22 protein-coding genes and 1 pseudogene are annotated in these 24,017 nt (G+C 73.1%); 13 read left to right on the forward strand and 10 right to left on the reverse strand.

Going from position 1 to position 24,017, the window contains the following annotated elements:
• Positions 1–21 precede the first annotated feature (21 nt).
• Positions 22–1,848: a helix-hairpin-helix domain-containing protein gene (locus ACH34Q_RS24635; RefSeq protein ID WP_395985408.1), complete on the forward strand. Its 1,827-nt coding sequence runs from the start codon at positions 22–24 to the stop codon at positions 1,846–1,848.
• Positions 1,849–2,041: 193 nt separating this feature from the next.
• The gene (locus ACH34Q_RS24640; protein ID WP_395985409.1) at positions 2,042–2,707 is read left to right on the forward strand and encodes a hypothetical protein; all 666 of its coding nucleotides are present in this window, start codon (positions 2,042–2,044) and stop codon (positions 2,705–2,707) included.
• Between the two features lie 81 nt (positions 2,708–2,788).
• Here the strand turns inward: ACH34Q_RS24640 and fabI are convergent, their stop codons facing one another.
• On the reverse strand, positions 2,789–3,571 hold the full coding sequence (gene fabI / locus ACH34Q_RS24645; protein WP_395985410.1) for an enoyl-ACP reductase FabI: 783 nt from the start codon (positions 3,569–3,571) through the stop codon (positions 2,789–2,791).
• 5 nt (positions 3,572–3,576) lie between these two features.
• Positions 3,577–4,281, reverse strand: a complete 705-nt coding sequence (locus tag ACH34Q_RS24650) for a beta-ketoacyl-ACP reductase (protein ID WP_395985411.1) — start codon at positions 4,279–4,281, stop codon at positions 3,577–3,579.
• Positions 4,282–4,543: 262 nt separating this feature from the next.
• Here ACH34Q_RS24650 and ACH34Q_RS24655 point away from each other — a divergent pair, with 262 nt between their 5' ends.
• A complete protein-coding gene (locus ACH34Q_RS24655; protein ID WP_395985412.1) occupies positions 4,544–6,043 on the forward strand; it encodes a TldD/PmbA family protein in 1,500 nt (499 codons plus the stop codon).
• Positions 6,040–7,431: a metallopeptidase TldD-related protein gene (locus ACH34Q_RS24660; RefSeq protein ID WP_395985413.1), complete on the forward strand. Its 1,392-nt coding sequence runs from the start codon at positions 6,040–6,042 to the stop codon at positions 7,429–7,431. Before ACH34Q_RS24655 ends, ACH34Q_RS24660 begins: the two co-directional genes overlap by 4 nt.
• 155 nt (positions 7,432–7,586) lie before the next feature.
• Here the strand turns inward: ACH34Q_RS24660 and ACH34Q_RS24665 are convergent, their stop codons facing one another.
• Positions 7,587–7,799 carry a dodecin gene (locus ACH34Q_RS24665; protein WP_395985414.1) on the reverse strand — a complete coding sequence of 71 codons (213 nt, stop codon included), beginning with the start codon at positions 7,797–7,799 and terminating at the stop codon, positions 7,587–7,589.
• 50 nt (positions 7,800–7,849) lie between these two features.
• Here ACH34Q_RS24665 and ACH34Q_RS24670 point away from each other — a divergent pair, with 50 nt between their 5' ends.
• The 4 genes and pseudogenes from ACH34Q_RS24670 to ACH34Q_RS24685 form a co-directional block, all read left to right on the forward strand.
• On the forward strand, positions 7,850–8,188 hold the full coding sequence (locus ACH34Q_RS24670) for a DUF3099 domain-containing protein (RefSeq protein ID WP_395985415.1): 339 nt from the start codon (positions 7,850–7,852) through the stop codon (positions 8,186–8,188).
• A 688-nt stretch (positions 8,189–8,876) separates the two neighbouring features.
• A complete protein-coding gene (locus ACH34Q_RS24675; RefSeq protein WP_395985416.1) occupies positions 8,877–10,028 on the forward strand; it encodes an acyl-CoA dehydrogenase family protein in 1,152 nt (383 codons plus the stop codon).
• 109 nt (positions 10,029–10,137) lie between these two features.
• Entirely contained in the window at positions 10,138–10,893 is a 756-nt protein-coding gene (gene fabG / locus ACH34Q_RS24680) for a 3-oxoacyl-ACP reductase FabG (protein WP_395985417.1), read from the forward strand.
• A gap of 17 nt (positions 10,894–10,910) precedes the next feature.
• Positions 10,911–11,105: pseudogene (locus tag ACH34Q_RS24685) on the forward strand (TetR/AcrR family transcriptional regulator); the annotation flags it as partial.
• Positions 11,106–11,395: 290 nt separating this feature from the next.
• On the opposite strand, the gene ACH34Q_RS24690 reads toward ACH34Q_RS24685, so the two are convergent.
• Together ACH34Q_RS24690 and icmF are read right to left on the reverse strand one after the other, a co-directional pair.
• A complete protein-coding gene (locus tag ACH34Q_RS24690; protein ID WP_395985418.1) occupies positions 11,396–12,280 on the reverse strand; it encodes a helical backbone metal receptor in 885 nt (294 codons plus the stop codon).
• Positions 12,280–15,492, reverse strand: a complete 3,213-nt coding sequence (gene icmF / locus ACH34Q_RS24695; RefSeq protein ID WP_395985419.1) for a fused isobutyryl-CoA mutase/GTPase IcmF — start codon at positions 15,490–15,492, stop codon at positions 12,280–12,282. The genes ACH34Q_RS24690 and icmF overlap by 1 nt, the downstream gene beginning before the upstream one ends.
• Before the next feature lie 74 nt (positions 15,493–15,566).
• Here icmF and ACH34Q_RS24700 point away from each other — a divergent pair, with 74 nt between their 5' ends.
• Positions 15,567–16,088 carry a MarR family winged helix-turn-helix transcriptional regulator gene (locus tag ACH34Q_RS24700; RefSeq protein WP_395985420.1) on the forward strand — a complete coding sequence of 174 codons (522 nt, stop codon included), beginning with the start codon at positions 15,567–15,569 and terminating at the stop codon, positions 16,086–16,088.
• 27 nt (positions 16,089–16,115) lie between these two features.
• Here the strand turns inward: ACH34Q_RS24700 and ACH34Q_RS24705 are convergent, their stop codons facing one another.
• Positions 16,116–17,219: an alpha/beta hydrolase gene (locus ACH34Q_RS24705; RefSeq protein ID WP_395985421.1), complete on the reverse strand. Its 1,104-nt coding sequence runs from the start codon at positions 17,217–17,219 to the stop codon at positions 16,116–16,118.
• Between the two features lie 114 nt (positions 17,220–17,333).
• Between ACH34Q_RS24705 and ACH34Q_RS24710 the strand changes: the two genes are divergently transcribed.
• The 3 genes from ACH34Q_RS24710 to ACH34Q_RS24720 all read left to right on the forward strand — a co-directional run bounded on the left by ACH34Q_RS24710 (position 17,334) and on the right by ACH34Q_RS24720 (position 20,395).
• Positions 17,334–18,149: a thioesterase family protein gene (locus ACH34Q_RS24710; RefSeq protein WP_395985422.1), complete on the forward strand. Its 816-nt coding sequence runs from the start codon at positions 17,334–17,336 to the stop codon at positions 18,147–18,149.
• Between the two features lie 130 nt (positions 18,150–18,279).
• On the forward strand, positions 18,280–19,080 hold the full coding sequence (locus tag ACH34Q_RS24715) for a tryptophan 2,3-dioxygenase (protein WP_395985423.1): 801 nt from the start codon (positions 18,280–18,282) through the stop codon (positions 19,078–19,080).
• Positions 19,073–20,395: an FAD-dependent oxidoreductase gene (locus ACH34Q_RS24720; RefSeq protein WP_395985424.1), complete on the forward strand. Its 1,323-nt coding sequence runs from the start codon at positions 19,073–19,075 to the stop codon at positions 20,393–20,395. The genes ACH34Q_RS24715 and ACH34Q_RS24720 overlap by 8 nt, the downstream gene beginning before the upstream one ends.
• On the opposite strand, the gene ACH34Q_RS24725 is transcribed toward ACH34Q_RS24720, so the two are convergent.
• Complete coding sequence (locus tag ACH34Q_RS24725; protein ID WP_395985425.1) at positions 20,295–21,752, reverse strand: MFS transporter; 1,458 nt, start codon at positions 21,750–21,752, stop codon at positions 20,295–20,297. The genes ACH34Q_RS24720 and ACH34Q_RS24725 overlap by 101 nt on opposite strands.
• Positions 21,753–21,808: 56 nt before the next feature.
• Here ACH34Q_RS24725 and ACH34Q_RS24730 point away from each other — a divergent pair, with 56 nt between their 5' ends.
• Positions 21,809–22,066, forward strand: a complete 258-nt coding sequence (locus ACH34Q_RS24730; RefSeq protein ID WP_395985426.1) for a hypothetical protein — start codon at positions 21,809–21,811, stop codon at positions 22,064–22,066.
• Positions 22,067–22,076: 10 nt separating this feature from the next.
• Here ACH34Q_RS24730 and ACH34Q_RS24735 read toward each other — a convergent pair whose 3' ends face one another.
• Genes ACH34Q_RS24735 through moaA form a run of 3 tightly spaced genes read right to left on the reverse strand, consistent with a single transcriptional unit; the run spans position 22,077 to position 23,910 of the window.
• A complete protein-coding gene (locus ACH34Q_RS24735) occupies positions 22,077–22,316 on the reverse strand; it encodes a DUF6457 domain-containing protein (RefSeq protein WP_395985427.1) in 240 nt (79 codons plus the stop codon).
• Between the two features lie 21 nt (positions 22,317–22,337).
• Positions 22,338–22,916 carry a molybdenum cofactor guanylyltransferase gene (locus ACH34Q_RS24740; protein WP_395985428.1) on the reverse strand — a complete coding sequence of 193 codons (579 nt, stop codon included), beginning with the start codon at positions 22,914–22,916 and terminating at the stop codon, positions 22,338–22,340.
• Between the two features lie 4 nt (positions 22,917–22,920).
• Entirely contained in the window at positions 22,921–23,910 is a 990-nt protein-coding gene (gene moaA / locus ACH34Q_RS24745; protein ID WP_395985429.1) for a GTP 3',8-cyclase MoaA, read from the reverse strand.
• Positions 23,911–24,017: the final 107 nt, after the last annotated feature.

Here is a 24,017-nt window from a genome sequence, read left to right on the forward strand (position 1 = left end):
ATCGACTACGATCCGATCCCCGTGACCGACTCGCATTCCCGTACCTCCACCCCTGGCCCCTCTGGCCCCTCAGTGCCCTCTGGCCCCCAGCAGGCCGATGAGCGGGCCGGGCGCGCCGCCCTCGCCGAACTGTTCGCCGCGACGGGCGTCCCGGAGTCGCTGGCGGCCCGGACGCTGGTGCGGCTCGGGCCGGGCGCCGCCGCCCGGCTGCGCGAGGACCCGTGGCGGCTGCTGCGCGTTCCGGGCGTGGCGCCCCAGCAGGCCGACCACTTCGCCCGGCGGTCGCTCGGCGACCAGGCGCACCCCGACGACCCCCGGCGCGGCCGGGCGCTGGTCGTCCACCTGCTCACCGAGGCCGCGCGGCACGGGCACACCGTGACGCCGCCCGCGGACGTGCTGGCCGACCTCGGCAAGCTGCGCGTCGCCGACGCCCAGCGGGCCGTCGAGGGCGCGCTGAACGAGGGCGAGGTGATGGCCCTCACCGAGGAGCCCGACTTCGACGAGGCGGCGCTGGCCGAGGGCGAGGACATCCCCGAGCCGGCCGAGATCCTCGGCTTGGCCCGCTGGGCGATCGCCGAGGAGGCCGCCGCCGAGGGCTTCCAGCGGCTCACGGCCACGGCCGAGCCGCTGCTGGAGGACGCGACGGTCAAAGCACTGCGGGCCGGGCTGCCCGAGGACCGTTCGCTGGCCCTCACGGCCGCGCTGCGGACCGGCGTGAGCATCCTGCGCGGGACGGCCGGCGATCTGGCGGGGATGGCGCTGGCGATCGCCACGGCCGCCGCCGGGCAGGAGGTGCGCGCGGCCGTCGTCACCCCCACCGCCCGGGCCGCCGCCGACCTGGCCGCCGCCGCCGGGGACGCCGCCACCGGGGAGAGCGGGTTCACGATCAGCGGGCTGCACGCGCTGCTGGAGCCGGCGCGGGGCGCCGAGGTCGCCTTCGAGCGCGGCGAGCAGCACCCGCTGGAGCTGGACCTGGTGATCCTCACCGACGCGGCGGGCCTGGACGTCGAGCTGTGCGCGCTGCTGGTGCGGGCCTGCGCCGACGGGACGCATCTGGTGCTCGGCGGCGAGCCCGGCGCGCTCCCGCCCGCCGGTCCCGGCCGGGTGCTGGACGATCTGGAGGCCTCCGACACCGTCCCGGTCATCGAACTGGACCCCGAGCCCACCGGCGACCCGCTGGCCGCGCTCACCGCCGCCGTGCGGGGCGGCGAGCTGACGGCCGTGGACGCGCCCGGCAAGGAGGTCGTCATCGTGCCGGCCGCGAGCGCCGAGGAGGCCGTGCACCGGGCGGTCCAGCTGGTCACCGACTCGATCCCGCGGGCCCTGGGGATCGCCGTGGACGACGTCCAGGTCGTGGTGCCGGCCACGGCCGGCGAGGCGGGCGCCGCGGCGCTCAACGCCGCGCTGAAGGCCCGGCTCAATCCCGGGCCGGGCCGGTTCGGCGGCTTCGACCCCGGCGACCGCGTGCTGGTCGCGGCGCCCCTCCCCCAGGCCGCGGTGGGCGAGCCCGGGACGGTCACCGGCGCCGACGCGACCGGCCTGCACGTGGAGTTCGCCGGCGGTACGGAGGTCGTCCCGCCGGCGCTGGCGTCGCGGCTGCGGCCCGGCTGGGCCGTCACGGTCGCCCTGGGCCGCGGTACGCGCCGTCCCGCCGTGGTCGCGGTCCTGCCGCCGGACGGCGCCGACGACACCGCCGGGCTCTCGCGGCCGCTGGTGGCCACGGCCTTCGGGCTGGCGCGCCGGCACCTGTCGGTCGTGCAGGCCGCCGGGCCCGCGCTGGCCCAGGCGGTGCGCGAACGCCAGGCCCCGGACCGGCGGACCCGCCTGGCCAGGCTCGTCGTGCCCTGACGCACGATCCTGACGCACGGGCTTGACGCACGGGCCTGGCGGGACCACCAGGAACCAAGTGAGCGCTTGTGTAAATGTCGAACCGGGTATCTACTGGGCGGAACCGGCCGAATGACGTTCTTGTGACGGTGCGCACTTCCCGCCTAGAGTTATTGGCGCAACGTCAATAGAAGTCGGCAGTCGAAGGAGTGAGATGCCCCAGCAGCAGCGGCGCATGAGGCGGTTCGGTTCGGCCACGGGGGTCTCGGTGGGCGTCTCGGCCGGAGCGCTGGTCCTGGTGGCCCTGAGCGCCCCGCCGGCCGCCGCCGCGACCGCGGCCAAGCCGTGCCCGGAGGGCACCGACCCGGCGAGCACCATCGACAACTGGAAATGCCAGCTCGACAACATCCGCGAGGACCTGGAGCCGAAGCCCACGCCCAGCCCCACGCCCACCCGGCCCGTGGTCAAGAAGCCTCCGAAGAAGGAGACGGGCTCCACCCCCAAGGCCCCCGCGCGCAAGCCCAAGGCTCCGTCCCGCGACGGCGGCGCCAACGGCCCCGGCGGGCAGTTGCCCCCGTCCGCGGTCGCCCCCCAGAGCGCGCCGGGCGGCCTCAAGCCCTACTCCCCCGGCAGCGCACCCGACCTCCCGGGCGTCCCAGGCCTGCTGCCCGCACCCGAGGTGGCCGGCAGCCCCGCCGCGTACGACGGCACGATGCCGCAGACCCGGCTCACCACGCCGGTCGCCGCGTCCGAGCGGCAGGACGCCCCGGCCATCACCCTGTGGGTCGCCGCCGCCGCGGGCGCCGCCGGTGCCGTCGGCGCGGTCAACATCAGCGTCCTGGGCCGCCGCCTGCGCTACGCCCGCGGCCCCCGCCGCTAGCGAGCCCGCGCGCGACGCCGAAGGCCGCCCCGCGAACGCGGGGCGGCCCAGGCAGGACGACTCATCGGTCCTGTGCGGCTCCTATGCGGCGCCGACGGCGTGCAGGCCGCCGTCCACGTGGACGATCTCGCCCGTGGTCGCCGGGAACCAGTCCGACAGCAGCGCCGCGCAGGCGCGCGCGGTCGGCTCGCTGTCCTTGATGTCCCAGCCGAGCGGCGCCACCTGCGGCCACATCTCGGTCATCCCCTCGAAGCCGGGGATGCTCTTGGCCGCCATCGTCGCCAGCGGCCCGGCCGCGACCAGGTTGACCCGGATCCCCTGCGGGCCCAGGTACTTGGCCAGGTAGCGCGAGCACGACTCCAGGCCGGCCTTGGCCACGCCCATCCAGTCGTACACCGGCCAGGCCTTGGTGGCGTCGAAGTCGAGCCCGACCACCGAGCCGCCCTCCTTCATCAGCGGCATGCACGCCATCGTGAGCGACTTCAGCGAGTACGCCGAGGAGTGCAGGGCGATCGCCACGTCCTCCCAGGTCGTCTCCAGGAAGTTGCCGCCCAGCGCGGTCTGCGGCGCGAACCCGATCGCGTGCACGACCCCGTCCAGCCGGTCGAACCCGTGCCCGCGCAGCTCGTCGGCCAGGCCGGCCAGCTGCTCGGCGTTGGTGACGTCCAGCTCCACGACCGGCGGCGGGTTGTCCCTGCCGGTGGGGAGCCGCTTGGCGGTACGAGCGGTCAGCGTCGGGCGCGGGTAGGCGGTGAGCACCACTTCGGCGCCCTGCTCCTGCGCGACCCGCGCCACGTGGAACCCGATCGAGGCGTCGGTGAGGACGCCGGTGACCAGGATCTTCTTGCCTTCGAGGATTCCCATAGCGTTCAGTGCCCCATTCCCAGGCCGCCGTCGACCGGGATCACGGCCCCGGTGATGTAGGCGGCGTCGTCGCTGGCCAGGAACCGCACCGTCTTGGCGATCTCCTCCGGACGGGCCGTGCGGCCCAGCGGGATCACGCCCTTGATGGTCTTCTGCTGGTCCTCGGTGAGCGCCGCGGTCATGTCGGTGTCGACGAAACCGGGCGCGACCACGTTCACCGTGATGTTGCGCGTGGCGAGCTCGCGGGCCAGCGACCGGCCGAAGCCGACCAGGCCCGCCTTGGACGCGGCGTAGTTGGCCTGCCCGGCCGAGCCGAGCATCCCGACCACCGAGGACACCAGGATGATCCGGCCGTGGCGCTTGCGCATCATCTGCTTCACCGAGCGCTTGGCGACCCGGTAGGCCCCGGTCAGGTTGGTGTCCAGGACGGAGGTGAAGGCCTCCTCGCTCATGATGGCCAGCAGCGTGTCCCGGTTGATGCCGGCGTTGGCCACCAGCACCTCGACCGGTCCCTGCTCGGCCTCGACCTTGCTGAACGCCGCGTCGACGTCCTCGGTGCTCGTCACGTCGCACCGGACGCCGAACAACCCCTCGGGCGGCTCCCCGGAACGGTAGGTGACCGCGACCGCGTCACCTCCGGCCGACAGCTCGCGGGCGATGGCCAGGCCGATGCCCCGGTTACCGCCGGTCACGAGGACAGAGCGACTCATGGGTCGTACCTCTCGTCGAATACGTCTCGGGTGATGCCGCCGGAACGGGCCGCCGACCATGCCGCGGGGGCCGACCGGCAACAGCCAAGGAGCGTATCGGCCTACCGGCGGTAGCGAGATGTGCCGTCTCGACAAGATCCGCTCACCGGTTTTGTTCCGGCCGGATCGAGCGCCGGCACCGATGCGCGCCGGGGGACGCGGGACGGGTCCCGGTGCGCCCGGGGCGGAGAATCGCGGGGCGGCGGAGGGTAGGTTGCGGTAGGTGCATGACATCGATCCCGCTTTCACCGCGTTGCCGCTGCGCGCGCTCGCCGACGCGGCACTGACCAGGGCCGGGGAGCTCGGCGCCGAGCACGCCGACTTCCGGCTCGAACGCATCCGCAGCCAGACACTGGGCCTGCACGACGCCTCCCTGGAGACCGCGCTGGACGCCGACGACGTCGGCCTGTCGGTACGGGTCGTCAAGGACGGCACGTGGGGCTTCGCCGCCGGCATCGACCTGACCCCCGCCGGCGCCGCCCGGGTGGCCGAGCAGGCCGTCGAGGTCGCCGCCGTGGCCGCCGCCGTCAACCGCGAGCCCATCGAGCTGGCCGCCGAGCCGGTGCACGGCGAACGCACCTGGGTCTCGGCGTACGAGACCGACCCGTTCACCGTCCCGACCGCCGAGAAGGTGGCGCTGCTGGCCGACTGGAGCCGCCGACTGCTGGACGACGACCGCGTCGACCACGCCGACGCCACCCTGCTGCAGGTCAAGGAGAACAAGTTCTACGCCGACCTGGCCGGCACCGTCACCACCCAGCAGCGGGTACGGCTGCACCCGGTCCTGACCGCCGTGGGCATCGGCGACGGCGTGTTCGACACGATGCGCACCATCGCGCCACCGGTGGGGCGCGGCTGGGAGTGGCTGACCGGCGCCCACTGGGACTGGGACGGCGAGCTGGCCCGGATGCCGGAGCTGCTGGCCGAGAAGCTGGCGGCGCCGTCGGTCGACGCGGGCGTCTACGACGTCGTCATCGACCCGTCCAACCTGTGGCTGACCATCCACGAGTCGATCGGGCACGCCACCGAGCTGGACCGGGCTCTGGGCTACGAGGCCGCCTACGCCGGCACCTCGTTCGCCACGCCCGACAAGCTCGGCTCGCTGCGGTACGGGTCGCAGGTCATGAACGTGGTCGGGGACCGTACCGCCGAGCACGGGCTGGCCACCATCGGCTACGACGACGAGGGCGTGCGGACGCAGGAGTTCGACATCATCTCCGGCGGCATGTTCACCGGCTACCAGCTCGACCGGCGGATCGCCCGGCTCACCGGCGAGGAGCGCTCCAACGGCTGCGCGTTCGCCGACGCCTCTTCCAGCATGCCGCTGCAGCGGATGGCGAACGTGTCGCTGCGGCCCGCCCCCGGCGGCCCGTCCACCGACGAGCTGATCTCCGGCGTCGACCGCGGCGTCTACATCGTCGGCGACAAGAGCTGGTCGATCGACATGCAGCGCTACAACTTCCAGTTCACCGGCCAGCGCTTCTACCGGATCGAGAACGGCCGGCTGGCCGGCCAGCTGCGGGACGTGGCGTACCAGGCCACCACCACCGACTTCTGGAACTCGATGGAGGCCGTCGGCGGCCCGCAGACCTACGTGCTGGGCGGGGCGTTCAACTGCGGCAAGGGCCAGCCGGGGCAGGTCGCCCCGGTCAGCCACGGCTGCCCGTCGGCGCTGTTCCGCGGCGTCAACATCCTCAACGCTCTCAAGGAGGCCGGCCAGTGAGCCAGGTATTGCGGCCGCAGGAGGCCGTCGAGCGGGCGCTGGCGCTGTCGCGCGCCGACGACTGCCTGGTCATCGCCGACGAGTCCAGTACCGCCAACCTGCGCTGGGCGGGCAACACCCTGACCACCAACGGCGTCACCCGGTCCAACCGGCTGACGGTGATCGCGCTGCGCCGTACCGGCGGGGGCGTGGCGGCGGGCGTGGTGTCGCGGGCCGCGGTGACCGCCGCGGACCTGGAGGACCTGGTCCGCGCCGCCGAGGCCGACGCCGCCGGCAACGCCCCCGCCGAGGACGCCGCGCCGCTGGTCGCCGAGGCCGGGCCGGGCGGCGGCGCCTGGGACGACGCGCCCGCCGACACCGGGATCGGCGTCTTCGGCGCGGTCGCGCCCGCGCTCGGCGAGGCGTTCGCCGAGGCCGAGGCGCGCGGCGACCGGCTGTACGGGTTCGCCAACCACGTGGTGACCTCGACGTTCCTGGGCACCTCGGGCGGGCTGCGGCTGCGGCACGACCAGCCGACCGGGCTGCTGGAGCTCAACGCCAAGGGCGCCGGCGGCTCGGCGTGGGCGGGCGTGGGCACCCGCGACTTCGCCGACGTGGACGTCCCGGACCTGACCGGCGGGCTGGCCCGCCGGCTGGAATGGGGCCGGCGCCGCGTCGACCTGCCCGCCGGGCGGTACGAGACGGTCCTGCCGCCCAGCGCGGTGGCGGACCTGATGATCTACCTGTACTGGTCGGCCGGCGCCCAGGACGCCCACGACGGCCGGACGGTGTTCAGCGCGCCCGGCGGCGGCACCCGGGTGGGCGAGAAGCTGACCGGGCTGCCGGTCACGCTGTCCAGCGACCCGCGCGCCGCGGGGTTGGAGTGCGCGCCGTTCGTGGTCGCGCACGCCTCGAGCCGCGAGTCGTCGGTGTTCGACAACGGGCTCGCCCTCGGCGCCACCGAGTGGATCTCCGGCGGCACCCTGTCGGCGCTCACCCAGACCCGCCGGTCCGCGGCGCTCACCGGGCTGCCGGCCACCCCCGCCGTCGACAACCTGTCGATGAGCGTGCCGGACGGCGGCGCGTCGCTGGAGGACATGGTCGCTCGCACCGAGCGCGGGCTGCTGCTGACCTGCCTGTGGTACATCCGCGAGGTCGACCCGCAGCGGCTGCTGCTGACCGGGCTCACCCGCGACGGCGTCTACCTCGTCGAGGGCGGCGAGGTCGTCGGCGCGGTGAACAACTTCCGGTTCAACGAGAGCCCGGTCGACCTGCTCGGCCGGATGACCGAGGTGGGCGCGACCGGCCCGACGCTGCCCCGCGAGTGGTCGGACTACTTCACCCGGACCGCGATGCCGCCGGTCCGGATCGCCGATTTCAACATGTCGACGGTGTCCCAGGCGTCCTGAGACCCGCCTGTACGGCCCCGTGAGGCCCGCTGCGGGCCTTCAGTGCCCCGGCCGCCACTTCACCCTGGGCGCCCCCGGAATCGTCCCGGAGGGCGCCCAGGGCGTTCTCCGCCTCAGGTCGCCTCTGAATCGCTCCGCCTCTGAATCGCCGGGTGTCAGCCGTCCTCGAGCCGGAAGCCGAGCTTGAGGCCGACCTGGTAGTGCGCCACCTCCCCGTCCACGATCTGGCCGCGCACCTCGGTCATCTCGAACCAGTCCAGATGCCGCAGCGTCCGCGAGGCCCTCCTGATGCCGTTGCGCACGGCGTCGTCGACGGATTCGGGCGAGGTTCCGACGATCTCGGTCACCCGGTATGTGCGATCGGTCATGTGGCCCTCCTGGTGTCGCCTGTCAGCCACCCAGGGCATACCGTGGAATCGTGAAGGTCATTCACCGCAAGCACACCGAGACCGCCGAGGTCTACACGGTCACCAACGCCCCGCGTCCCATGTCCGAGGACATCGGGAACCGGCAGCGCCGCTACCTGATCTCGATGGGGATCCGGACGGGCTGCTTCATCGGCGCGGTCCTCGCCGCCGTGGCCGGCGCGCCGCTCTGGGCGGTCCTGCTGCTGGTGGTGGGAGCGATCTTCCTGCCCTACATCAGCGTCGTCGTCGCCAACGGCGGGCGGGAACCGCAGGCGCAGCCCCGGTTCCAGGACCCCGATAGCCCGCAACACAAGGGCATTTCCGGACACCGCCCAGAAATCGGGTCGTGACTTTCTCTTGACTAGGGGCGGGGGGGTTCGGTGTACGATTTGTACCGGCGCTCTGGTCCCCCGTCGGGGCGCCTGTGCCGGTGTTCCGGGCCCCCGTCGGAACACCGATGATGCGGCGCCGGGTGGATTGCCCCCGTATCCACCCGGCGTCGCTTTCAATTCCGGGGCCTCTCGCTCCCGTTCCTGATCTGGGCGGACGCCCTGCCCGGCCCTCCGGGCGTCGCCCCCCGGCGGTTCCTCCCTCAGCCTCCCGGCCAGACGGCCCTGTGACGGCCCGGGCGGGCCTCCGAGCCGGTTTGCCACCTGATGGACGCGCCTGGACGCGTCCAATGCCTCGCTTCGCCTCCGGCGCCCGTACGCCCACGTCCCGGCCTGGCACCGGTAGAACCGCCCATCCGGGGCGGTCTCGGTCTCTATGCGGCGACCCCGTGGATGACAAGACCCAACGCTGGCCTTGTCCGGCCACGGACCGAAACACCGCTTCGGGACGCGCCCGTTCAGGCCCGTTGAGCCCCCGGAGCCCTGGAGGCCGTCGGCCGTCCCAAGCGCGGTTGTGTCCGCCCACCGTTCTGCCGCTGACCCGGCCCTTCTCCCCGTCCCGGCTTGATTCTAGAATCGAGTTCGACGTAACTTAGCGTTCTGTTAGATAACGACCGCAGATGAGACAGGGACCGAAGGGAGCGCGGCTGTGCGCCGTACGGTGTTCAACGAGGATCATGAGGCCTTCCGGTCGACGATCCGGGACTTCATCGCCGCCGAGGTGGCGCCGGTGTACGAGCAGTGGGAGAACGCCGGGCACCCGCCGCGCGACTTCTACAACAAGCTGGGCGAGCTGGGCGTCTTCGGGATCACCGTCCCCGAGGAGTTCGGCGGCGCCGGCGAGACCAGCATCAAGTACCAGCTGGTGATCTCCGAGGAGTGCGCCCGCGCCGGGGTGAGCTTCGGCGGCTACGGCGTGCACGTGAACCTGGTGCTGCCGTACCTGATGAAGTACGGCTCGGACGAGCAGAAGAAGCGCTGGCTGCCCGACTTCATCTCCGGCGACATGATGACCGCCATCGCGATGACCGAGCCGGGCACCGGATCGGACCTGGCGGGCATGCAGACCACCGCCAAGCGGGACGGCGACCACTACATCCTCAACGGCGCCAAGACGTTCATCACCGGCGGCGTGCTGGCCGACCGCGTGCTGGTGGTGGCCCGCACCTCCCCCGCCACCCCCGAGAACCGCCGCGCCGGCCTGTCGATCCTGGTGGTGGACACCAAGAGCGAGGGCTACACGGTCGGCCGCAAGCTGGAGAAGATCGGCCTGCGCAGCTCCGACACCGCCGAGCTGTCGTTCACCGACGTGCGGGTGCCCGCCGAGGACCTGCTCGGCGAGGAGGGCGGCGGCTTCGGGTACCTGACCCACAACCTGGCCGAGGAGCGGCTGGGCATCGCCATGTCCTCCTACGCCTCCGCCGCGGCGGCCGTGGACTTCGCCAAGGCCTACGTGCAGCAGCGCACCGTCTTCGGCAAGACCGTCTCCTCGTTCCAGAACACCAAGTTCGTCCTCGCCGAGTGCGACACCGAGGTCGAGGCGGCCCGGTCGCTGGTGGACCGCGCGGTCGAGGCGCTGGACGCCGGCGAGCTCACCGCCGCCGACGCCGCCCGGACCAAGCTGTTCTGCACCGAGGTCCAGGCGCGCGTGGTCGACAAGTGCCTGCAGCTGCACGGCGGCTACGGCTACATCCTGGAGTACCCGATCGCGCGCCTGTACACCGACGCGCGCGTCTCCCGCATCTACGGCGGCACCAGCGAGGTGCTCAAGACGATCATCGCCAAGGACCTGGGCGTCTAGCCGCCGGGGAGGCCTGGCGACCGGCGGCCGGGAACGCCCGGCGGCCGGGGATTCGGGAGTCCGGCGCCCGGGATCCGGGCGCCGGCAAATCGAGAGCGGGGAACAGCACGTGAGTGACAACAGAGTCGCCGTCGTCACCGGCGCGGCACGCGGGATCGGCGCCGCCACGGCGATACGGCTGGCGCGCGAGGGCTTCGCCGTCGCCGTCTGCGACCTGGACGAGCCCGCCTGCGCGGCGACCGTCGAGGCCGTCCAGAAGAACGGCGGGCGCGCGCTCGCCGTGGGCGTGGACGTCTCCGACACGGCGCGGGTCACGGCGGCGGTCGAGCGGATCGCGGCCGAGCTCGGCCCGCCGGTGGTGCTGGTCAACAACGCCGGCATCCTGCGCGACAACCTGCTGTTCAAGATGTCCGACGACGACTGGGACTCGGTCATGTCCGTGCACCTGCGCGGCGCGTTCCTGATGAGCCGAGCCGTCCAGGCGCACATGACGAAGGCGGGCTGGGGCCGGATCGTGAACCTGTCGTCGACGTCGGCGCTGGGCAACCGGGGCCAGGTGAACTACTCGGCGGCCAAGGCGGGCCTGCAGGGCTTCACCAAGACCCTGGCGATCGAGCTCGGCAAGTTCGGCGTGACCGCGAACGCGATCGCGCCGGGGTTCATCGTCACCGAGATGACCGCCGCGACGGCCGCCCGGGTGGGCGTGGACTTCGAGGTGTTCCAGACCGCCGCCGCCAAGGAGATCCCGGTGCGCAGGGTCGGCGCGCCCGAGGACATCGCCGGAACGGTCGCGTTCCTGGTCAGCGAGGACGCCGGGTTCGTGTCGGGGCAGGTCATCTACGTCGCCGGCGGGCCGAAGGCCTAGGACGGCAGGAGGTCGCGATGACGAGCCCGCGGCCGGGCCGCCGCGCCGGTTCGTTCCATGACCGGGAGGCCACCGAGCAGGCCCTGCGCACGGCGGCGATCGAGCTGCTGCACAAGGAGGGCGTGCTGTCGGGGCTCAACCTGCGCGAGGTCGCCGACGCGGCCGGCGTGAACCGCGGGCTGGTCTACCAGTACTTCGGTTCGCGCCGGGCGCTGCTGCGCTCGGCGCTGCTGCACCAGTCCAAGCGGAACGCGGCGGACGCGGAGTCGGCGGCGCGGCTGCCGCTGCGCGAGCGGATGGCGCGGCTGCTGCGCGGCAACGTGCGGCTGCCCGAGGCGATCCGGCTGACGACGCTGCTGGTCCTGGACGGCGACGACCGGCCGCGGATCCTGCCGAACCGGGGCCGCGGCCGGGAGACGCTGGCCGGGGACGCCGCGCGCGGCGAGCTCCCCTCGCCGGACGTGGACGCCGTGCACGCGGCGCTGGCGTCCACGATCTACGGCTACACGCTGTTCCGCGAGCATCTGGCCCGCGAGATCGGCGTTCCGGTACAGGAGCTGGACGAGCGCATGATCCCGTGCCTGGAGGCGATGTTCAGCTCGCGCCCGCTCAGCAGGCACCGGCTGAGCAGGCGCGGGGCCTGCACGAGGGACGGGCCGTACCAGGTGAGCAGGCGGCCACTCACCAGTACCGACGCGATGCCGGGGAAGCTCTCGGGGCCGTCCTCGGCGGTGAACCGGTACGGCTCGTCCGGCAGGACGACCAGGTCGGGGGCGGCGGCGTTCAGCTCATCGATCGGGACCTTGGGATAGCGCTCGGCGTGCCCGGCGTAGAGGTTGTCGACGCCGAGGCGGGCCAGGACGTCGCCGGTGAACGTGCCGCGCCCGGCGACCATCCAGGGCCGCCGCCAGACCGGAATGACCGCCGTACGGCGGGGCCCGTCCGGCTCGGCCTCGGCCCAGGCGCGGGCCGCGTCGTCCAGCCAGGCGGGCGCGGGGACCCGGCACGCGAGCGTGAGCATCCGCCGCAGCGACACCAAGGATTCCGCCACGGTACGGATCTCGGTCATCCAGACCGCGATCCCGGCGGCGCGCAGGGCCTCGACGTCGGGCGCGCGGTTCTCCTCGGTGTTGCCGACGACCAGGTCCGGGCGCAGCGCGACGATCCGTTCGAGATCGGGGTTCTTGGTGCCGCGCACGCGCGGGACGTCCAGGCCGGCGGGATGGCTGCACCAGTCGGTCGCGCCCGCGAGCAGTTCGGGTGCCGTCTCGGCGATGGTCTCGGTGAGGGACGGCACCAGGGAGACGACCCGGCGCACCCGGTCCGGAACGGGGACCGGGGCGCCGGTGTCGTCAAGGGGTGCGACGCCCTCGGGTGGCACGGGCATCAGACGTTGCGCCGGTACTGGCCGCCCACCTCGAAGAACGCCTCGGTGATCTGCTGCAGGCTGCAGACCCGCGCGGCGTCCATCAGGACGGCGAAGACGTTCTCATCGCCGCGCGCGGCCTCCTGGAGGGCCTCCAGGGCGGCGGGGGCGTCGTCGCGGTGCCGCTGCTGGAAGGCGTGCACGCGCTCCAGCTGCGAGCGCTTCTCCGTCTCGGTGGCCCGCGCCAGTTCGAGGGAGCCGCCGCCTTCCTCCTCCTCGCCCTCGGGGGCACGGAACGTGTTGACCCCGATGATCGGCAGCGATCCGTCGTGCTTGCGCCGCTCGTACAGCATCGACTCGTCCTGGATGCGGCCGCGCTGGTAGCCGGTCTCCATCGCGCCCAGCACCCCGCCGCGCTCGCTGATCCGGTCGAACTCGGCCAGCACGGCCTCCTCCACCAGGTCGGTCAGCTCGTCGATGATGAACGAGCCCTGCAGCGGGTTCTCGTTCATCGCCAGGCCCCACTCCCGGTTGATGATCAGCTGGATCGCCAGCGCGCGGCGCACCGAGGCGGCGGTGGGCGTGGTGACGGCCTCGTCGTAGGCGTTGGTGTGCAGGCTGTTGCAGTTGTCGTAGATGGCGATGAGGGCCTGCAGCGTGGTGCGGATGTCGTTGAAGTTCATCTCCTGCGCGTGCAGCGAGCGCCCCGAGGTCTGCACGTGGTACTTCAGCTTCTGGCTGCGCTCGTTGGCGCCGTACCGCTCGCGCATCGCCACCGCCCACACGCGCCGCGCGACGCGGCCGAGGACCGAATACTCGGGGTCCATGCCGTTGGAGAAGAAGAACGACAGGTTCGGCGCGAACGCGTCGACGTCCATGCCGCGCGCCAGGTAGGACTCCACGTAGGTGAACCCGTTCGCGAGCGTGAACGCGAGCTGGCTGATGGGGTTCGCCCCGGCCTCGGCGATGTGGTAGCCGGAGATCGACACCGAGTAGAAGTTGCGCACGCCGTTGTCGATGAACCACTGCTGGATGTCGCCCATCATCCGCAGCGAGAACTCGGTGGAGAAGATGCAGGTGTTCTGGCCCTGGTCCTCCTTGAGGATGTCGGCTTGGACGGTGCCGCGCACGGTGCTCAGCACGTTCGCGCGGATCCCCGCGGCCTCGTCCTCGGACGGCTCGCGGCCGTGCTCTTCCCGGAAGGCCTCCATGCCCTGGTCGAGGGCGGTGTTGAGGAAGTACGCCAGGATCGCCGGGGCCGGGCCGTTGATCGTCATCGACACCGAGGTGGTGGGCGAGGCCAGGTCGAACCCGTCGTACAGCGCCTTCATGTCCTCCAGCGTGGCGATCGAGACCCCGGAGGTGCCGACCTTGCCGTAGACGTCGGGCCGCTCGTCGGGGTCGCGCCCGTACAGGGTGACCGAGTCGAACGCGGTCGACAGCCGCGTCGCGGGCTGGCCCTCCGACAGCAGCTTGAAGCGGCGGTTGGTCCGGAACGGGTCGCCCTCACCGGCGAACATCCGCGCCGGGTCCTCGTTGTCGCGCTTGAACATGAACACGCCGCCGGTGAACGGGAAGCGGCCCGGCAGGTTCTCGTTGCGCAGGAAGCGCAGCAGCTCACCGTGGTCCTGGTAGCGCGGCAGCGCCACCCGCGGGATGCGGGTGCCCGACAGCGACTCGCGCGTCAGCCGCGTGCGCAGCTCCTTGTCGCGGACGCGGACGACCTGCTCGTCGCCCGCGTACGACGCGGCGACGGCGGGCCAGCCCTCGACGAGTCCGGCGTTCTCCGGGGTGACCTCACAGCGTGCCTTGTCCAGGAGCGCGCCGACCTCCTCGGCCGCGCTCTGCGCCGCGGCCTCCGCCAGCTCGGCGCGGACCTCGTCCAGGCGCTGCACGCGCCGTACGGCGGCGATCTGGCGCTCGGTCTCGGCGTGGTAGCCGCGCACGGTCTCGGCGATCTCCGAGAGGTAGCGCACCTTGTTCGCCGGGACGGGCTGCGCGGCACCGGTGGAGACCTTGGTCCCGGCCTCGGGCAGCACGCCGCGTTCCAGGCCGAGCAGGCCGATCAGGTGCTGGTAGAGCGCGGTGACGCCGTCGTCGTTGAACGTGGCGGCGCTGGTGCCGAACACCGGCATCTCGTCGGGGCCCGACCCGAACGCCTCCCGGTTGCGGACCAGCTGGCGGGACACGTCGCGGAGCGCGTCGGCGGCGCCCCGGCGCTCGAACTTGTTGATCGCCACGACATCGGCGAAGTCCAGCATGTCGATCTTCTCGAGCTGGGACGCGGCACCGAACTCGGGCGTCATCACGTACAGCGAGACGTCCACCAGCGGCACGACCCCGGCGTCGCCCTGGCCGATGCCGGGGGTCTCCAGGATCACCAGGTCGTAGCCGGCGGCCTTGCACGCCTCGACCACGCCGGCCACGTTCTCGGGCAGCTCGCGGTTGCCGCGGGTGGCCAGCGACCGGAAGAAGACGTGGTCGCCGTCCAGGGAGTTCATCCGGATCCGGTCGCCGAGCAGCGCGCCGCCGCCGCGCCGCCGGGTCGGGTCCACGGCCAGCACCGCGACGCGGAGCTTGTCCTGCTGGTCGGCGCGCAGCCGCCGGACCAGCTCGTCGGTGAGCGAGGACTTGCCCGAGCCGCCGGTGCCGGTGATGCCGAGCACGGGAACGTTCCGCCGTGCCGCCTCCCCCGCCAGGGCCTCACGGTCGGCGTCCGGAAGCTTGCCGGCTTGCAGGCAGGTGATGGCGCGGGCCAGCGCGGTCCGCTCGCCCGCGAGCACGGCCTCGACCGGGAGCGGCTCGGCGGCCAGGTCGACGTCGCAGTCGCGGACCAGCTCGTTGATCATGCCGGGCAGCCCGAGCCGCTGGCCGTCCTCCGGGGAGAAGATCCGTACCCCGGCCGCGGCCAGCCGGGCGATCTCCTCGGCCACGATGACGCCGCCGCCCCCGCCGAACACCTTCACGTGCCCGGCGCCCGCCTCGGCCAGCGAGCGGGCCAGGTACTCGAAGTACTCCACGTGCCCGCCCTGGTACGAGCTGATCGCCACGCCCTGCGCGTCCTCCTCCAGGACGGCGTCGACGACCTCGCGGACCGAGCGGTCATGCCCCAGATGGACCACCTCGGCGCCCTGCGACTGCAGGATCCGCCGCATGATGTTGATCGCCGCGTCATGCCCGTCGAACAGCGCCGCCGCCGTCACGAACCGCACCGGGTGCACCGGGACGTGCATCGCGCTCCCCCCAGCCTTCCGCTCTTCCGAGCAACTCATTGGACATCCAATATTTGGAAGCTAAAATACTTTTCGTGAGCGAGCCCGTCAAGAAAGCCGTCCCCGAGCCCCTCGACCCGATCGCCGAGGCCCACCGCCAGTGGAGCGCCCGGTGGCCCGAGCACGCCGACCGCATGGCCGCCGTCACCTCCGTCATGCGGGCCCAGCAGCTCCTGCTCGGCATGGTCGAGGCCGCGCTCAAGCCCTACGGGCTGACGTTCGCCGCCTACGAGGCGCTGCGCCTGCTGGCCTTCGCCCGTACCGGCACGCTCCCGATGGGCAAGGTCGGGACCCGGCTGATGGTCCACCCCGCCTCGGTCACCAACGTGATCGGGCGGCTGGAACGGCGCGGCCTGGTCGAGCGCCGCCCCTCCCCCGACGACCGCCGGGTCGTGCTGGCCGCGATCACCCCGGCGGGCCGCGAGCTGGCCGAAGAGGCGACGGCAGCGCTGCACGACGCCGAGTTCGGCCTGGCCGACCTGACCCCCGAGCAGGCCGGTGCCATCACCGGCGCGCTGCGTCCCGTCCGGATCTCGGCCGGGGACGTGCCCTCCTGAGAGCCGTCAGCGTCCCCTGGTAGGGCCTCAGCGCTCGCGGACCCAGGCGTCGATGAGGTCGGCGACCTGCGGCCGGGAGTCGCGCAGGTAGTGCTCGTCCTTGACGAACTCCAGCCGCTTGTCGCCCGCCGCCAGCGCCCCGTACACGCCCCTGGCGTCACTGTCGTACACGCACTCGTCGGCCGTGGCGTGCACGACCAGCGACGGTGCGGTGATGCGCGCCAGATGCGGCGCGGCCGCGCACTGCGAGGTGCGCAGGCTCCACATCGACAGCCAGCTTCGCAGCGTGCACAGCGACCCGATGCCGAAGACCCCGTAGTTGGCCTTGACCGGTTCGCCCTGGTAGCACCAGTTGGGACGGCGGTCGGACGGCTCGATCGACGGGTCGATCATCCGCAGGTCCGCCCATGTGCGGTGCAGGCTGAACAGCCGGTCCCGCGCGCGGGTGCCCTTCAGTGCGGCCAGTTCCGCGATGGCCCAGTCGGTGATGCGCTCGTTGCGGGCCCGCTGGGCGGCGCGGTAGCGCTCCTGGAACGCGGCGCCGTACGGCGGCCCGTTCTCGGGGTCGAACGGGTCGAGCCCCGGATCCACCGACAGGGCGTCGCTCTCGTCGGTGACCGAGGGGTCCATCCAGGCCGTCAGCACCTCGGGACGGCCGGAATGGGCGGCCAGGGCGATGAACAGATCCCCCGCCGGCAGGTCCTCGATCGCCTCCACGGGACGCATCCCGGCGACGGGCGTGACGTTGGGCTCGACGGCCTGCGACTGGTACGCCGCCATCAGCGAGCCGCCGCCGGAGTTGCCGAGCAGCACCACCCGTTCGACCCCGGCGTGCTCGCGCAGCCAGCGGACGCCGACACCGATCTCGGCGAGCGCGTGGTCGAGCAGGAAGTACGCCTCGTTCCCCCGGAAGCGGGTGTTCCAGCCGAGGAAGCCGTAGCCGCGCTCGGCCAGGTACGAGGCCAGGTAGTGCTCGGAGAAGTCCACGTTGTAGTGCGCGGCGATGAACGCCGTCTTCGGCGGCGCCCCCTCCGGCCGGTGGTAGACGCCCTGGCAGGGATGGCCGCCCGCGCCCGCGCGGCCGATCAGCGGCGACGGCAGCCCCACGAACTCCCTGACGATCCCGGTCATCGACGCCCTCCTCGGTTCCCTCCACCAGCAGGCGCCCGCATGCACCCGAACCATGCACCCGAACGACATTCGGTGAAACGTTATCCTGATCCTTCGTACCAAGGGGAGATCACCATGACCGAAACGGGGCCGACGCCGCCCTCCGCGTCCTTCTACGAGCCGCTCGGCGGCGGCCGCTACGCCAGCACGCCCGCCACCGCGGGCCCCTGGTCGCCCGGGCTCCAGCACGCCGGGCCCGTCTCGGCGCTGATGGGACGCGCGTTCGAGCACCACGACCCGGTCCCCGGCACGCGGGTCGCCCGGGTGACGGTCGAGATCCTCCAGCCGGTCCCGATCGCGACCCTGGAGGTCTCGGTCCGCACCGTACGGCCAGGCAAGCGGATCGGCCTGCTGGAAGGCGAGATGACGCACGAGGGCCGGCCGGTCGTCCGGGCCACCGCCTGGCGGATCGCCGCCGCGCCCGCGCATCTCGAGCAGACCGACCACACGCCGCCCGCTCCCCCACTGCCCCCGCGCAGCGCGCCGATCAAGGGCTGGAGCGGAGGCAACCTGGGCGGCTACCTGTCGGCGATGGAATGGCGCTTCGCCGAGGGATCGTTCGGCGTGCCGGGCCCGGGCGGGACCTGGGCGCGCGCCCGCGTCCCGCTGGTCGCCGGCGAGGCGGACTCGCCGCTGGTGCGCACGCTGACCCTGGCCGACAGCATGTCCGGCGTCGGCGCCCAGATCGACTTCACCAAATGGCTGGTCATCAACACCGACCTGACCGTCGCCCTGCACCGCGACCCCGTGGGCGAGTGGCTGTTCATGCGGGCCAGCATCAACGCCGGTCCGCAGGGCAGCGCGCTGGCCGAGGCCACGCTCTTCGACGCCTCCGGCAGCGTGGGGCGCGGCCTGCAGACCCTCCTGGTCGACGCCCTGCCCACCGGATGACCGGCGCGTCCCACCGGCGGCCGCACTAGATCGTCCGGCTTCGCTGGGTATATACGTTGGTCACCGGCCGGGGATGAGCGGTCCGGCACACCGTGGTGCCGGCGTCCCGGCGGCCGGGCTGGGAGCGTTGATGAGCGGGGACGGCGAAGAACTCACGTACGGGGGCTACCTGCGGCTTGAGCGGCTGCTGGACTGCCAGGACAGGCGTACGGAGGCCCATGACGAGCTGCTGTTCATCGTCATCCATCAGGTGTACGAGCTGTGGTTCAAGCAGATCCTGCACGAGGCCGCGCTGCTGCAGCGGCGGCTGGAGGAGGGCGGCAGCGCCGGGGCCCTGCACACCGGCCGGCGGATCGCCAAGATCCTCAAGACGGTGGTCGGGCAGCTGGACATCCTGGAGACGATGACGCCCCGGCAGTTCGCCACGTTCCGGGACGCGCTGGGGACCTCCAGCGGCTTCCAGTCGGCCCAGTTCCGGGAGCTGGAGGCGGTGCTGGGGCGCCGCTCGTTCCCGGCCTCGGACCTGCGCGACGACGCCCGGCTGCAGGACGCCGTGAGCCGCCGGTCGCTGTTCGAGTCGCTGCTGCGCTACCTGGACGTCCACGACTACGCGATCCCGGCGGCGATCCTGGAACGCGACCCCGCCACGCCCTGGCAGCCCGACGAGGCCGTGCAGCGGGTGCTGCGAGAGGTCTACTCCGACGAGAGCAGGCCCGCCGCCGAGGTCTGCGAGGCCCTGGTGGACGTGGACGAGGGCGTGCAGGAATGGCGCTACCGGCACCTGAAGATGGTCGAGCGGACGATCGGCGCCAAGCTCGGGACGGGCGGCTCGGCCGGGGCCGACTACCTGCGCCGCACGCTGTTCGCGCCCGCGTTCCCGGACCTGTGGGAGGTCCGGTCGCAGATCGAGGAGACGGTCGTCCATGAGTGAGCGGGTCGCGATCGCCGGGGCGGGGCTGGCCGGCTGCCTGCTCGCCACGCTGCTGGGGCGGCGCGGCATCGAGGTGACGGTTTACGAGCGGCGCCCCGACCCGAGGGTCGCCGGTGCCGAGCGGGGCCGTTCGATCAACCTGGCGGTCTCCGCGCGCGGGCTGGCGGCGCTGGAGCAGGTCGGCCTGAAGAAGCAGGCCATCGGGCGGGCGCTGCCCATGCACGGCCGGATGGTGCACCCGGCGGGCGGCGCGCCCAACTTCCAGCCGTACAGCGCCGACCGCGAGCGCGCGATCAACTCGATCAGCCGTTCCGAGCTCAACGCGTCGCTGCTGGACGCCGCCGAGTCCACTCCGGGAGTGACGCTGCGCTTCGGGCGGCGGGTCACGGGCGTGGCGGGCGGGCGGCTCCTGATCGACGGGGAGCCCGGTGATCCCGCCGATGTCGTGCTCGCCTGCGACGGCGCGTACAGCGCCCTGCGCGGCTCCCTGGACGGCATCGCCTGCGATCAGGACTTCCTGGAGCACGGCTACAAGGAGCTGACCGTCCCGCCGACGGCCGGCGGGGACTTCGCGCTCGACCCGGACGCGCTGCACATCTGGCCGCGCGGCACCCTGATGATGATCGCGCTGCCGAACCTGGACCGCTCGTTCACGTGCACGCTGTTCTGGCCGAAGGACGACTTCACCGCGCTCGGTACCCCCGAGAAGGTCCGCGCCCACTTCGAGGCGCACTATCCCGACGTGGCCGGGCTGATGCCGGACCTGACCGGCGACTTCGCGCGCAATCCGGTGGGCTCGCTGGTGACGGTCCGCACCCTTCCCTGGGTACGGGACGCGGGCGGCGCGCTGGTCGCGCTGGTCGGCGACGCGGCGCACGCCATCGTGCCGTTCTTCGGCCAGGGCGCCAACTGCGCGTTCGAGGACTGCATCGAGATCGACCGGTGCCTGGACGAGACGGGCGGCCGCTGGGACCGGGCGCTGGCGCTCTACCAGGACCGGCGCAAGCCCAACACCGACGTCATCGCCGAGATGGCGCTGGACAACTTCGTCGAGATGCGCGACCGGGTGTCCTCGCCCGCCTACCGGCTGAAGCAGGCCGCGCAGCACGCGCTGGAACGCCGGCTGGCCGGGCGCTACGTGTCGCGGTACGAGCTGGTCTCGTTCACGACCGTCCCGTACGCGCGGATCCCGGGACGGATCCGGCGGCAGAACCTCATCCTCGGCGCGGCCGCGAGTGCCGGCGCTCTGGCGACGTGGACGGCGGTACGCGCGACGCGCCGCGCCGTCCGAGGACGAGGTCGGCCAGGGCCGTGAGCAGGGCGGCGAACACCAGGCCCAGGATGACCAGCAGCCCGTGCCGGAAGCCCGCCGCCCAGTCGCCGCCCGTACCGGCGATGGTCGCGAAGAACATCGCGCCGACCGCCGCTATCCCGGCGGCGGTACCGACCCGCTGGCCGGTCTGCAGCATCCCGGCGGCGCTGCCGCCCTGCGCGGGCGGGACCTCCGACAGCGTGATCGTCTGGTTGGGCGCGATGACCAGGCCGCTGCCGACCCCCGCGACCAGCAGCGGCACGGCCGTCACCCAGGCGACCCCGGGCCCCGGATGCACCTCCACCGCGATCCAGGCCGCGACCAGCCCGGCCAGGACCAGCCCCAGGCCCGCGGCGACCAGCGGGCGGCCGTACCGCGCCACCACCCGCCCGCCGACCGTGGACGCCGCCCCGGAGCCGAGCGCGAACGGCGTGATCGCGAGCCCGGCCCCGAGCGCGCTGTAGCCCAGCCCGTTCTGCAGGTAGAGGGTGAAGATGAAGAAGATCGCGGTGAACCCGGCGAAGTAGAGCAGCGCGATCCCCGCCCCGAGCGCGTACGAGCGCATCGTGAACAGGCCGAGATCGGCCAGCGGGGAGCGATGCCGCCGCTCCCACGCGACGAACGCCGCCAGCACCAGCGCACCGGCCGGGAGCAGCAGCCACTTGGCGGGACCGTGCCATTCGCGTTCCTGCAGGAACGGCAGCATGACCGCGAGCACGCCGACGCCGAGCAGCACGACGCCGACCGGGTCCAGGCCCTGCCGTTCGCCGCGGACCGGCGCGGGCAGCAGCCGCCTGGCCAGCACCAGCGCGACCAGGCCGACCGGGACGTTGACCAGGAAGATCCAGCGCCAGCCGTGGTCGGGACCGGCCAGCGCGATCAGCGCGCCGCCCAGCAGCGGCCCCACGGCGGTCGCGATCCCGATGACCGCGCCCAGCGCGCCGAACGCGCGGCCCCGCTCGGCGCCCCGGAACAGCTGCTGGATCAGCCCGGCCACCTGCGGGTTGAGCACCCCGCCCGCGATGCCCTGCAGCAGCCGGGCGAACACCAGCCAGCCCATCCCGGGCGCCAGGCCCGCCAGCGCGCTGGACCCCACGAACAGCGCCAGCCCCGTCATGAAGACCGCGCGGCGGCTGCGCGCGTCCCCGAGCCGCCCCGCCGGCACCAGGACCAGCCCGAACGTCAGCGCGTACCCCGACAGGATCCACTGCAGCTGCGCCTCGGAGGCGTCCAGCCCCGACTTGATCGCGGGCAGCGCGACGTTGACGATGCTCACGTCCAGCAGCGTCATGAACGCCGCGACCAGGCAGACCGCCAGCGCCTGCCAGCGGTGCCGGCCGGCCGGATCCGCGGTGCCCATGGAGCCGATCATGTCCCGGCGGGAGCGTGCCAAACCCGGTGTGCCAGGGTGGGCGGGTGAGCGACGAACCCCGGCCCGAACAGCCCGACGACCGCGAACGACCCGGCGAGCCCGAAGAGCTGCTGTGCTCGGCCAAGGACTGCGGGGACGACGCCGTCTGGGCGCTCCGCTGGAACAACCCCAAGATCCACACCCCGGACCGGCGAAAGATCTGGCTCGCCTGCGACGCGCACCGCGAGAGCCTGTCGACGTTCCTGAACCGGCGCGACTTCCTGCGCGACGTCGTCCCGATCGCCGACCGCGACGCGCCCTGAAGCCGGTCGTCTAGGCTTCGCCCTCGCGGGCGGCCCAGCCCTCGGCCAGCTCGGTGATCCGCGCGGCGGCGTCACGGGCGGGCGCGCCCCCTGCCACCGCCAGGCCCAGCAGGAACGCGGTCAGCGGGGCACCGGGCCGCGCCACCCCGTGGGCGACGTCGCGGGCCAGGTCGAGCACCAGGTCCTTGTCGACGTCGGCGCGGTCCAGGCCCAGCTCCAGGCAGACCGCATCGATCCATTCCTCCAGCACGAGGTCCCTCCCCTTCGATCATCACGGATCGTACGGAACGGCAAGCCGGTCGGCGTGCAGCAGGGCGTCCGGGGTGTCGCAGTCGTACCAGGGCGGGCGCTCCCCCGCGGGCAGCGCGACGGGGACCGGGCCGAGCGGGCCGAGCAGCCCGCGCAGGGACGCTCCCCCATAGGCGGCGAGGGCCTCGCGGAGTGCCGCCGTCGGCCAGCAGCCCGCCAGCCACTGCTCCCTGCCGTCCTGGTCGACCAGCACCGCCCCGCCCGTGCCCGCCGCGTCCAGCAGCGCCGCCACATGATCGGGTCGTAGGAACGGCAGGTCGGCGGCCAGCAGGACCGTCCACGGCGCCCGTACCTCCGCCAGGCCCGCCCGCAGCGCGGGAACGGGGCCGGAGCCGGGCGGGTCCTCCCGGACCACGATCGCGCGCGGCAGAACGGCCCGTGGCGGCCCCACGACCACCAGGCGCTCCGCGTCCGCGACGGCGCCGCCCACCCAGCCGATCAGCGGCCGGCCACCGACCTCGGCGCCCGGCTTGTCGGCACCGCCGAGCCGCCGCGCGCGCCCGCCCGCGAGCAGGACCGCGTCGTACCGGCCCCCCGGCACGGGGTCAGCCGCCGATCGCCGACATCGGCCGGGCCGGCTGCAGGAAGCTCGGATCGTCGATGCCGTGCCCGGCGCGCTTGGCGTGCACCGCCGCGCGCCACCGGTCGGCCAGCTCGTCGTCGGAGGCGCCCGCCCGCATCGCGTCCCGCAGGTTGGACTCCTCCGTCGCGAACAGGCAGTTGCGCACCTGCCCGTCGGCGGTCAGCCGCACCCGGTCGCAGGCCCCGCAGAACGGCCGCGTCACCGAGCCGATCACCCCGACCCGGGCCGGTCCGCCGTCCACCAGGAACGTCTCGGCGGGCGCGCTGCCCCGGTCGGCGGGCTCGTCGGGCTCCAGCGTGAACGCCGCGCCCAGCAGGCCGAGGATCTCGTCGGCGGTGATCATGCCGTCCCGGCTCCAGCCGTGCTGGGCGTCCAGCGGCATCTGCTCAATGAACCGCAGGTGGTAGCCCTGCTCCAGGCAGTAGCGCAGCAGCGGGACGGCCTCGGCCTCGTTGATCCCGCGCATCAGCACCGCGTTGACCTTGACCGGGACCAGCCCGGCGTCCCTGGCCGCCGCCAGCCCGGCCAGCACGTCCGCCAGCCGGTCGCGGTGCGCCAGGGTCTTGAAGACCTCGCGGTCGAGAGAGTCCAGGGAGACGTTGACCCGGTCGAGGCCGGACTCGGCCAGCGCCCCGGCGAGCCGCTCGAGCCCGATGCCGTTGGTGGTGAGCGAGATCTGCGGGCGGGGGGCCAGCCTGGCGGTCCGCCGCACGATGTCGGCGATCCCCCGCCGCAGCAGCGGCTCGCCGCCGGTGTAGCGGACCTCGGTGATCCCCAGCCGCTCCACGCCGAGCCGGACGAGCCGGACGACCTCGTCGTCGGTGAGCAGCTCGGGCTTGGGCAGCCAGTCCAGCCCCTCGGGCGGCATGCAGTACGTGCAGCGGAGGTTGCAGCGGTCCGTCAAGGAGACCCGTAGATCAGTGGCGGTACGGCCGAAGCTGTCGACCAGCACGGGTGCCCCTTCCTGAAGCGGGAACGGTCAGGTCCGGATCGTCCGGTTCCCTCGAATGGCCCAGCCTATTCGGAGGTTGACGATTCACCTCCACACAGGAGACCGTA

This window comes from Actinomadura sp. 9N407 (assembly GCF_044326315.1).
Lineage (GTDB): Bacteria > Actinomycetota > Actinomycetes > Streptosporangiales > Streptosporangiaceae > Spirillospora.